The sequence below is a fragment of the Chthoniobacter sp. genome (assembly GCF_040003245.1).
Lineage (GTDB): Bacteria > Verrucomicrobiota > Verrucomicrobiia > Chthoniobacterales > Chthoniobacteraceae > Chthoniobacter.
The window spans coordinates 1-9,115 of sequence record NZ_JBDUCX010000262.1; the positions used below are offsets into that span (position 1 = coordinate 1).

10 protein-coding genes and 1 pseudogene are annotated in these 9,115 nt (G+C 64.4%); 2 read left to right on the forward strand and 9 right to left on the reverse strand.

What is annotated here, in order from left to right:
- The 8 genes and pseudogenes from ABJF10_RS25980 to ABJF10_RS26015 all read right to left on the reverse strand — a co-directional run.
- A pseudogene (locus ABJF10_RS25980) lies at positions 1–266 on the reverse strand (stage II sporulation protein M); the annotation flags it as partial.
- A gap of 3 nt (positions 267–269) precedes the next feature.
- Positions 270–1,604 (reverse strand): DUF58 domain-containing protein, encoded by a 1,335-nt coding sequence (locus ABJF10_RS25985; RefSeq protein ID WP_348547536.1) that lies wholly within the window; start codon positions 1,602–1,604, stop codon positions 270–272.
- Positions 1,605–1,760: 156 nt separating this feature from the next.
- Positions 1,761–2,726, reverse strand: a complete 966-nt coding sequence (locus ABJF10_RS25990; protein WP_348547537.1) for a MoxR family ATPase — start codon at positions 2,724–2,726, stop codon at positions 1,761–1,763.
- Between the two features lie 36 nt (positions 2,727–2,762).
- Positions 2,763–4,085 (reverse strand): DUF4350 domain-containing protein, encoded by a 1,323-nt coding sequence (locus tag ABJF10_RS25995; RefSeq protein WP_348547538.1) that lies wholly within the window; start codon positions 4,083–4,085, stop codon positions 2,763–2,765.
- The gene (locus tag ABJF10_RS26000) at positions 4,079–5,728 is read right to left on the reverse strand and encodes a hypothetical protein (protein WP_348547539.1); all 1,650 of its coding nucleotides are present in this window, start codon (positions 5,726–5,728) and stop codon (positions 4,079–4,081) included. Before ABJF10_RS26000 ends, ABJF10_RS25995 begins: the two co-directional genes overlap by 7 nt.
- Complete coding sequence (locus ABJF10_RS26005) at positions 5,725–6,072, reverse strand: rhomboid family protein (protein WP_348547540.1); 348 nt, start codon at positions 6,070–6,072, stop codon at positions 5,725–5,727. The genes ABJF10_RS26000 and ABJF10_RS26005 overlap by 4 nt, the downstream gene beginning before the upstream one ends.
- Positions 6,069–6,599, reverse strand: coding sequence for a hypothetical protein (locus tag ABJF10_RS26010; protein WP_348547541.1), 531 nt, complete (start codon positions 6,597–6,599; stop codon positions 6,069–6,071). The genes ABJF10_RS26005 and ABJF10_RS26010 overlap by 4 nt, the downstream gene beginning before the upstream one ends.
- Complete coding sequence (locus tag ABJF10_RS26015) at positions 6,596–7,216, reverse strand: hypothetical protein (RefSeq protein ID WP_348547542.1); 621 nt, start codon at positions 7,214–7,216, stop codon at positions 6,596–6,598. The genes ABJF10_RS26010 and ABJF10_RS26015 overlap by 4 nt, the downstream gene beginning before the upstream one ends.
- Before the next feature lie 99 nt (positions 7,217–7,315).
- On the opposite strand from ABJF10_RS26015, the gene ABJF10_RS26020 reads away from it, so the two are divergent.
- The gene (locus tag ABJF10_RS26020; protein WP_348547543.1) at positions 7,316–8,287 is read left to right on the forward strand and encodes a GYF domain-containing protein; all 972 of its coding nucleotides are present in this window, start codon (positions 7,316–7,318) and stop codon (positions 8,285–8,287) included.
- A 9-nt stretch (positions 8,288–8,296) separates the two neighbouring features.
- Positions 8,297–8,707 (forward strand): DUF2752 domain-containing protein, encoded by a 411-nt coding sequence (locus tag ABJF10_RS26025; protein WP_348547544.1) that lies wholly within the window; start codon positions 8,297–8,299, stop codon positions 8,705–8,707.
- A 12-nt stretch (positions 8,708–8,719) separates the two neighbouring features.
- Here ABJF10_RS26025 and ABJF10_RS26030 read toward each other — a convergent pair.
- The coding region (locus tag ABJF10_RS26030; protein ID WP_348547545.1) for a hypothetical protein at positions 8,720–9,115 on the reverse strand (396 nt) is incomplete at its 5' end.

Genomic DNA, 9,115 nt, shown 5'->3' on the forward strand with positions numbered 1-9,115 from the left:
CGGCGGCCGCGGCCGCGCGACTCGTGGATTTCCGCGTAGGCGCGCGCGGTGAGCAATTCGAGGTAGCGGCGCAGGTCGGGCTCGGAGGCGAAGGTCGCGACGCGCCCGAGGTCGGCGGAGACTTTTTGGTAGAGCAGATGGAAACGCTGCACCTCCTCGAGCGGCATGACCCGGGTGGGGTTTTCATCCAGGCGATTGAGCACTTTCTCGAGCTCGGTCCAGGTCGGGCGCTCGGTGTCGATGAAGCGGGGCAGGTCGATGATCATGGCTCAGAGGAGTTGGCGGCGTTTGACGTCGGCGTGCTGGGCGATCAATTGGGCGGCGAGTTTGGCGGGGTCGAGCTGCGAAAGGCGCACGCCGCGGCGGCGCAGGACGTTCTCCAGCTCGCGCAACCGATTCCACTGCAAGTGGCCGCCGAGGCGGCGGTAGAGGTCGTCGACGCTGGACACGTTTTCGTCGGAGAAAAGCGGATTGGCGCCGACGGGCTGGAGCATGTCCACGAGGATGAGGTGCTGTCGCGAGATGAGTTCGCTGGCCCTGGCGAAATTGTCGGCGAGCATCGGATCATCGAGCGCCGTGAGAAAGATGAGGAGGGCGCGTTTGCGCAGGCGCAGGCGGATGAAGGAGCAGAGTTCATCGAAGTCCGGGGTCACGCTCTGCGGGTGGAGCGTGTAGAGTTGGTCGCGGCAGGCGTCGTAGTGCGCCTGTCCGCTTTTCGCGCGCACGAAGCTCAGGACGCGATCGCTGAAAGTGATGAGCCCGAACTGGTCGCCCTGCTGCTCCGCCGCCAGCCCGAGGATGAGCGCGGCCGTGACGAAACGCTCCAGCGCCGTGGTGCGCGAACCCGGGAGATCGATCTCGCGCGCGGTGAGCCGCGAGGCATCCACGATGACGTAGACTTCCTGGGTGCGTTCGATCTGGAAGACTTTCGTCACCGGATGCCCGCGCTTGGCTGAGGCTTTCCAGTGGATTTCATCGTAGCTGTCGCCCGAGACGTACTCGCGGAGCTTTTCAAAATCGCGCCCCTGCCCCGCCATGCGATGCGCGTGGATGCCGAGTTGTCCGCGGCGCAGGAAGAGCGCGGCGACGTTTTTCCGCTCGTCGAAGAGGTTGGGATAGACGCGCAGCTCCGAGCGCGCGGGCTGGCTCGCCCGGATCGCCCAGAAGCCCAGCGGCGAAACCGCCTCGAGATAGGCGTGCTCCAGGAAATACTGGCCGCGGCGGTTCGGCGTGGCCGGCCAGTCGAGGCGGGACAGCGCGGCATTCGCCGGGAGCATGATCGTGCGATCGTCCATCTCCGGCACGATCTCGCGGGGGAAGGCAAAGCCGATGCGGAGCAGGCGCGCGGCCAGCGAGTCATTGTGAATCCGCACCTCCAGCACGCCGGGACGGTCCTTCTGCAGGCGCACGATTTCGGGCAATTGCACGCGCACGCCAGTCAACTGCCCGAAGACCAGAAACGCATCGACCAGCACCGCGGCGAACAGCCCGCCGACAAACACCGCCGCAATCAAATACGCACCCGGAATGGTCGCGCCTACCGCCGCAAACGGCAGGACGATTAGCGCGATCCAAAGAAGCAAACGGGTGCGGGGGACGATCATGACGTCTGAAGGCGCGGGCTCGGAGTTGCACCACGAAGACACGAAGGCACGAAGGGGAATGAGCATTCCTGCGAATGCGTCATTTGTTTTCTTCGTGTCTTTGTGTCTTCGTGGTTTTTCATCCGCATCATTCCGGCTTGGCCATTCATCGTTTCCTCAACGCGGGACGGCGACTTGCTCGAGGATTTTGCCGATGACTTCGGTGACGGTGACGCCTTCGATTTCGTACTCGGGCCGCAGCACGAGGCGGTGGCCGAGCACCGATTCGGTGAGCGACTTCACGTCGTCCGGCGTGACGAAATCGCGGCCCGCCAAGGCGGCGTTGGCCCGGCTGGAAAGGAGCAGCGCTTGCGTGGCGCGCGGGCCGGAGCCGACGAGCACGCTGTCGTTTTCGCGGGTGGCCCGGACGACATCGACGACGTAGGACACGAGCTCGTCGCGCACGGTGACGTGCTCGAGTGAACGGCGCAGCGCGGTGAGGTCTTCCGCGGTGATCACCGGCTTCACCGCACCGGCGGCGAGCGCTTCCTCGGGCGAGTTGGAGCCGAGCATGCGCTGGGCGAGTTCCAGTTCGCTGGCCCGGTCGGGCGTTTTCATCAGCACCTTGAGCATGAAGCGGTCTTTCTGCGCCTCGGGCAGCGGGTAGGTGCCCTCGTACTCCACGGGGTTTTGCGTCGCGAAAACCGTGAAATTCGGCGACAGCTCGTGGGTGTCGCGGTCGATGCTCACCTTGCGCTCCTGCATCGCCTGGAGCAGCGCGGACTGCGTCTTGGCCGGCGCGCGATTGATTTCATCGGCGAGCAGGAAGGTGGTGAAAACCGGACCCTTGATGAGGGTGAATTCGTTGCGCTGCAGGTTGAAGATGTTCGTGCCCGTGATGTCCGCGGGCATGAGATCGGGCGTGAACTGGATGCGGTTGAAATCGCCCCCGAGGACGCAGGCCAGCGTGCGCACGAGCAGCGTCTTGGCCACGCCGGGCACGCCCTCGATGAGCGCGTGATGACCGGTGAAGATGGCGATGAGCGCCTTGTCGATCACGTCCTCCTGGCCGATGATGACTTTGCGCACTTCGGCGCGCGCGCGATTGAGGACGTCCTGGATGGGTGCGATGTCGGTGGGCATGGGGTTGGGTGGTAAAGGGTCGGGTGAAAATGAGGCTCAGATTTTGCGGGCGATGGCCCGGCTGATGGTGCGGTAGGTCTCGAGGGGGTTGCGTTCGCGGACGGGACGCACTTCTTCCTGGGCGAGGATAACGTCGACCCGGGCCTGTTCGCGGGGGCGACCGCGGAAGCTCTTGCGCCATTCGGCCACGCAGACTCCGAAAACCGCGGAGGGGCTGATCGAACGGTGCAGCAGGTTGATGAAGCCCTCGCCCGAGTCCCGGCCGGCGACCACATTGCCCTCGCCGGTCGAGGGGGCGTAGGCCGGGATGAAGCGCACCATGTTCTTCCACACGAAGAAGAGCGCGAGCAACGCCAGCCCGGCGATGACGCCGTGCAGCCGGTACTTGCGCGCCAGCGAGGCGATCCCGGGATTTTCGCGGAGGTTATTGTGCTCCTCGTCGAAGATGACGGTCGGCGGCCCGGCGAACAGCCGCGAGAGCAATTGCGGATGCCGTTCGCCGCGCAAAGCCTCGTTGCTGACCAGAAACGAATCCGCCACCAGGACGATGCTGCCGTGGCCAAACTGGCGCTCGATGATCACCGGCATGGTGCCGCACATGTAGAGCACTTTCCATGGCGGCTTGAGGTCGCGGAAGTAGAGCGCGCTGTGCCACGAAATGTCCGACTCCATGTGCCCGCCCGGTTCGATGAGCGCGGCGTGCCGGTAGTAGGACTTGCCCTTCTCCTCGGGCAGATAGCCGAAGTTAAAGCCCAAGCGTTTCGCGACCTCGGCGAAGTCGATGAAGGCTGCGGGTTCCCCCTCGTCGGCGCCAGTCGATTTCTTGTCCTTCGTCTTTTTCCAATCGCGCGTGGCGCCCTTTTTATCCGACTCCGGGGACTTCTTTTCGTCAGCCGCATCCTTCTTTTTTTCGTTGCCGCTCTCGGCATCGATCTTTTCCTTTTTCTTCCGGCGCTCCTCCGCCTTGGCCCGTTTCTCCTCGTTCTCGGTGGGGGGAGTCTCGACGGGGAAAAAGGTGAAGACGGCCCGGGAGCCATTCAAGACCAGCGTGTCGAAGGCGAGCAGTTCCTGGCTCGTCCAGGAGGCCTGGTGGCCCACGCCGGCGTAGACCAGCGTGACCGGGCCGTCCGGGTGCAGCTTGGGCAGCGGCTTGAAATTGCGGCGCACTTCGACATTGGGCAATTCGTCCAGCGCGGTGGCCAGCGCCTTGGTACCCAGCGGATCGGCGCGCAGCGAGGAGTACGGCGGATAAATGTCACCCACCTGGTAACGCAGCACGAAGAGCTGCGCGAGGCCCCAGACAAAGGCCACGGCCAGCGCCACCGCGAGGAACATCCGGAGCAGCGGCCGCCTCAGCATGCCTTCATCCTTTCCACGTTGCGCGAGAAACCGTCGAGCGTCACGGGCGTGACGGCGTGATCGCCGTACCAGCCGCGCTCGAAGGCCAGCAGATTTTCGTCGAAGGCCGCAAGCAGCGTCCCATTGCCGCGCGCGCGGCGCTGCAATTCGCGATCGTAGTCGTGGTTCGATTTGTAACGCTCCAGACGGATGAGTTCGCGCTGCCCGAGGTGGGCCAGCGAGGCGAGATAGAAGGCCCGCAGGGCGAGGCGCAGTTCACCCTTGGCCATGAGTTCGCGCCCGAGGTGCAGCCAGCCGTCCTCGGGGAGCTGGTCGGCGGTCACGCTTTCCTCATTGAGATCGGGCATGGGCACGGCGGCTTCGGCGACGACGATTTCGCGCTGCCGTTTGCGCGCCCGCCAAAACAACATTCCGAGCAGGACGACCAGCACCACGGCGAGAATGACCAGGGTGCCCTTCGCGATGGTGCCCCAGTCGAGATTGAGCGGCGCTTTGCTTTCCTTCTCCGGCTCGGAATCCCACAAATGCTTCAGCCAGTCGACGAACTTCTCCATCCACCCCGCCATGCGCTTGAACCAGCGGGCGAACGTCTTGACGACGCTGTCGAGGAAACCGGACAACCAGCCTTTTTCCTCGGCCTCCGGCTGCTCGGTGCGCGGGAAGCGCCAGGCGTACTCGCGCCGCTCCAACACGCGATCGAGCGAAGAGCTGAGCTGGGAAGAATCGACCTGGGCCGCAGGCGGCGGGGCCGCGGGCGCTTCCGCGGCGCGCAGGGTATTCATGGGGCCGCCGAGCAAGGTGGCCGCGACGAGCAGCGCCGCCACGGCGAGCCGCGACCGGCTGCGCAGCGTCCTCAATTCCACGCGCAGGTCTTCCCCCGACTGAAGCGACTGGCCGTGGAAATGGCGCACGAGGAAAACCGCCTTGCGCAGGGGATCGAAACAAAGATAGGTCGCGGCAAACGTGGCGGCGAAAAAGGTGGTATTGAACATCGTCCAGCCGTCGCGCGTGAAGACGGTCTCGATGCCCAGAAACGTGCGCAGCATCAGCGGCAACAGGGCGCACACGACATTCACGTTAAGGCAGATGAAAAAGGCAAAGCCGAAGAGGCTGAGCAGTGCCAGGTGGGTCTCGCGCCACCACAGCCCGGCTTCGCGCACCGCGCCGCGCAGCACGACCCGCAAACTCGGCTCCGTGCCATCGCCCATGATGGCGATGCCCATGAACAGCGAGTAGGTCCAGATATAGGGAATCAAGACGTTCGCGGCGATGAGGCGCAGGAAAAGTCCGGCCGGTTGAAACGTGGCCTGGACCAGCACGAGCCGCGTGATCCGCCCCAGCGTCCACGGCGTCTCCGGCACCATAAAAAGATGCGCGCGAAGTTTGCTGAGGAAGACGGCCTGCCAGCATTTCATCCAGACGTAGAGCGCGGCGGCATTGAACGCCGACTCGATCAAGTGCCCGGCCGCAAAGGCGCCGCGGCTCATGTCCGCCCAGAAATAGAGCAGCCCGAGCAGGCAGGTGGCGCTGCCAAAATAATAGCAGAGCAGCGCACCCGGCGGCGCGGAGCGCAGCAGACGCACGGCGCTTTCGATCCACTCCAGCGGCGACGGTCCCTCGCGATTGACGGCCCGGCGGCTCATGGTACGTCGTCCTTCTGCATTTCATCCTTCACCTTGTCCTTCCACACCGCAGCCTCGTGAAACTGCGTGGGCGTGGCCAGCAGCACGCGCCCGATGATGTAAAAGAAAAACCACGCCGTGAGCAGTCCGCACAAGGCCGCCGTGGTGCGGACCAGCGGCGCGAAATTTCGGCGCGGGCGCTCGGCTTGGGGCGTCTGTTTCTTGAGGCAGGCCGCGCAAAGGATGCGCTCGTCGTGCTCGGTGATGCACTCGCGGCAGAAATAGAATCCGCACGACGGGCAGCGGGCGATGGCTTCGCGCCCGGCGTGATTGAGGCAACGTTGTAGCTGGAGCCCGGCCCTCATGGTGTGACCGCCGCTTCGGGCGTCGGCGCCGGCCCTTGGGCGGTTTGGATGATGGAAACGATCTGGGCCTGCGCACGGCCCGCAGGGCCCATCCGCGTAGGCGCGGAGAGCGCATGCCAGCCGGTGGAGGTGAGGAGATGGCAGCGGCAGGTGGGCCCGAGCAACAGGTTGATCACCCACAGCGTGAGGAAAAACAACGCGCCCACGCCGAACGGACCCGCGGCGAAATAAAAGGCGATGTGCCAGTCTTCCGTGCTATTGGCCAGCGCGACCCACAAGGCGCTGCCGGCCACGAGCCCGAGGACGGCACCCGCGCCACCCAGGATCCAGCCCCAGATGAGACGCAAATTCGTGCGCTGCACGACGAAGGCGCGGGCCTCCTGGAAAAAGAAGCGGCGGTACTGTTCGAGGACGAGGATCGAGGTGACCTCCAGCAAATGATCCTCCGCCAGCCAGAGCCTGCCATGGCCTTTCCACGAAAAACCGCCACCGGGAATTTTACGATACGCGGGCGTCGCAGTGCTCATTTGGAATGCCGACTCGCGTAGGAGATCAGGAAAATGAAACCGAACCACACGCCCACCTGAAGCAACCCCAGCACCACGCCCAGGACGGCCGCCCAACGCTGCCGCCCGCGCACGAGACTACCCGGTCGACTCCAGCCAACGAGCGCGATGATCACCGCCGCCCCGCCGCTGATGAAGAGGACCGGCCAAATCGCGATCGACAAAATGAGCGGCACCGCCCCCAGCCAGAGCGCCGTGCGCGACCAGAGGAAGCGGCGCGGGATGATCTCAGGCAGCTTTTCCTTGCCCAAGCCCTTGCTCAGGCACACCGGACACAAGTGCCGCGAGCCGACCGGGAGATCGCAGATCGAGCAGAGGAAGCGGCCGCAGGTATCGCAGGGGAGCACGGCACGATTGGCCGGGTGGAAGAAGCAGACCGCTTCTCCTTCCATGGCGCGTTCGAAGGTCGAAGCGCTCTTCACGGGAGTCCACCACACGGGGAATACCTGGCCGCGCAGGCCCGCGCGGCAGGCCGGGCAGACACCCTCTTGCGCCGCATCCAGCCCATGCGGCCCGAGCGCGGCGCCGCACGCGGGACACGTCAGGGATCCAGACTCAACCGGGGAGGCAGTGGACATGCGTTTTCGTTTTACTCGCAGGTGGGATTCATCTTCACTGCGGCCTTTCGCCGCGTGCGGCGGAAAGTAAAAGACCCACCACCACAGAACAAGGACAACATGAACTGGTATTACGCACAGGGGGATCAACGCCAGGGACCGGTCTCCGACAGCGAGCTCGACGCTCTGCTCGCCGCTGGAACGATCAACGAAAACACGCTCGTGTGGAAGGAAGGCATGGCGAACTGGACGGCGCTGAAGGAAGCCCGTCCCACCGGCGCGGCGGCAGATGCCCCCCCGGGTTATATCCGTTGCACGGCCACAGGCCGCTACTTTCCACCGGAAGAGATCGTCTATCTCGACGGCAAGCCTTACTCCGCCGCAGCCAAGCCGGGCGTGCTCCAGGGCGTGCTGCAGACCGGCACCCTGCCCAGTTCGGACATCGGCCGCGACGGCCCCCCTTGGGAGCAGCGCCACATCCTCGGCTTTTTCCCCGCTATCTGGCAGACGATTCGGGGCGCGCTCATCGAGCCTGCCGTGACCTTTGAAAAAATGCGCCGCGAGGGTGGGCTAGGTGCGCCCTTGGGTTATCTCATCAGCACCACGTGGGCGACCTCCGTCGTTGCACTCCTCTACCAGTATCTCTTCTCGTTCAGTAATCTTCGCTTTCCTACTGCCAATGGCGAGAACCCGGCTTTCCCCATGGTATTTGGCGCGGGGTTTTATATCGGCTGGGCGATATTTTTACCGGTGGTGCTGGCCCTCAGTTCCTTCATCGGCGCGGGTATTCTTCATCTCTCGCTGATGCTCTGCCAGGGTGCCACGCAGCCGTTCGAAACGACCTATCGCACCTATTGCTATGTCAAGGGCTCGGCGGCGGCGCTGTATCTCATCCCGGTCTGCGGTGGACTCGCGGGTTGGATCTGGGGCGTCGTCTCGATGTGCATCGGCATCAGTAAGGCGCATGAGATCACCACGGGGCGCGCCGTGCTGGCCGTGCTCCTCCCCCTTTTATTGTGCTGTGTGGTTTTCATTTTTGTCATGATGGCCGCCTTGGGTGCGGGATTCGCGGCCGGCTCTTCTCATCATTAGGGCGCACCCGTGAACTGGCGGCGCTTGCGTCCGGGTGAGATCGATCACGAATTGCTCTGGCTCGCGGTGTCCCTCTGTTCGCTCGTGGGAGCATGGGGTTGGTTGTATTTTGCCATGCCTATCCCCGGTTGTGCTTTCCATCGGCTGACCGGCCTCCCGTGCCCCACCTGCGGCGTCACACGCTGCCTGCGCTACACGTTTCACCACGATTGGTGGGCCGCCGCCGGCACCAATCCCCTCGCCTTCCTCGGCTACGGCGGGGTCGTCCTCTACGATCTCTACGCGGCGACCGTCCTCGCCTTTCGTCTGCCGCGCCTGCGTTTCGACGTCATCCCAGCCCGCGTGGGCCGCATCGTCCGTTATAGCGTGATCGCCACCATCCTGGCGAACTGGGCGTGGCTGGTCTGGATGCGGGTGTAATCTCCGTTCCGCCTACCGCGTTCTTTCCAAGGCGATCCACGGGGCGGCGGCCAGTTCCTCGGGAGTGGCCTGGCCTTGAGCGGCGATGATGAGGGGCTGCAGCCGCGCGAGCGCTTTGCGCGCCGCGGGAATGCGGGCGAGACTCGGCAATTGTTCAACCTGGGCCGCGGTGCGAATGTGCGTCTGGCAGGTCCCGCCGCGGGCGGTGTTGATGACGACGAACAGGCCCCAAAACAACGTCGCGCCGATCGCCGAGTAGAGGACGCCGACATTGCGCTCTGAGAAATAGGCCGCGATCAGGGGTCCTGCTGTCAGCAATAGCAAGACGCCAAGCACCCAGTTCGCGATCTGCCGCCCGGCAGTGCGACGAATGATGAAGGCTTCGATATCGCGATAGTAAAAGCGCCG

Excerpts from the sequence above, each read along its gene's own strand:
- ABJF10_RS25985 (WP_348547536.1), bottom strand. The coding sequence starts at position 1,604 with ATGATCGTCCCCCGCACCCGTTTGCTTCTTTGGATCGCGCTAATCGTC.
- ABJF10_RS25990 (WP_348547537.1), bottom strand. The coding sequence starts at position 2,726 with ATGCCCACCGACATCGCACCCATCCAGGACGTCCTCAATCGCGCGCGC.
- ABJF10_RS25995 (WP_348547538.1), bottom strand. The coding sequence starts at position 4,085 with ATGCTGAGGCGGCCGCTGCTCCGGATGTTCCTCGCGGTGGCGCTGGCC.
- ABJF10_RS26000 (WP_348547539.1), bottom strand. The coding sequence starts at position 5,728 with ATGAGCCGCCGGGCCGTCAATCGCGAGGGACCGTCGCCGCTGGAGTGG.
- ABJF10_RS26005 (WP_348547540.1), bottom strand. The coding sequence starts at position 6,072 with ATGAGGGCCGGGCTCCAGCTACAACGTTGCCTCAATCACGCCGGGCGC.
- ABJF10_RS26010 (WP_348547541.1), bottom strand. The coding sequence starts at position 6,599 with ATGAGCACTGCGACGCCCGCGTATCGTAAAATTCCCGGTGGCGGTTTT.
- ABJF10_RS26015 (WP_348547542.1), bottom strand. The coding sequence starts at position 7,216 with ATGTCCACTGCCTCCCCGGTTGAGTCTGGATCCCTGACGTGTCCCGCG.
- ABJF10_RS26020 (WP_348547543.1), top strand. The coding sequence starts at position 7,316 with ATGAACTGGTATTACGCACAGGGGGATCAACGCCAGGGACCGGTCTCC.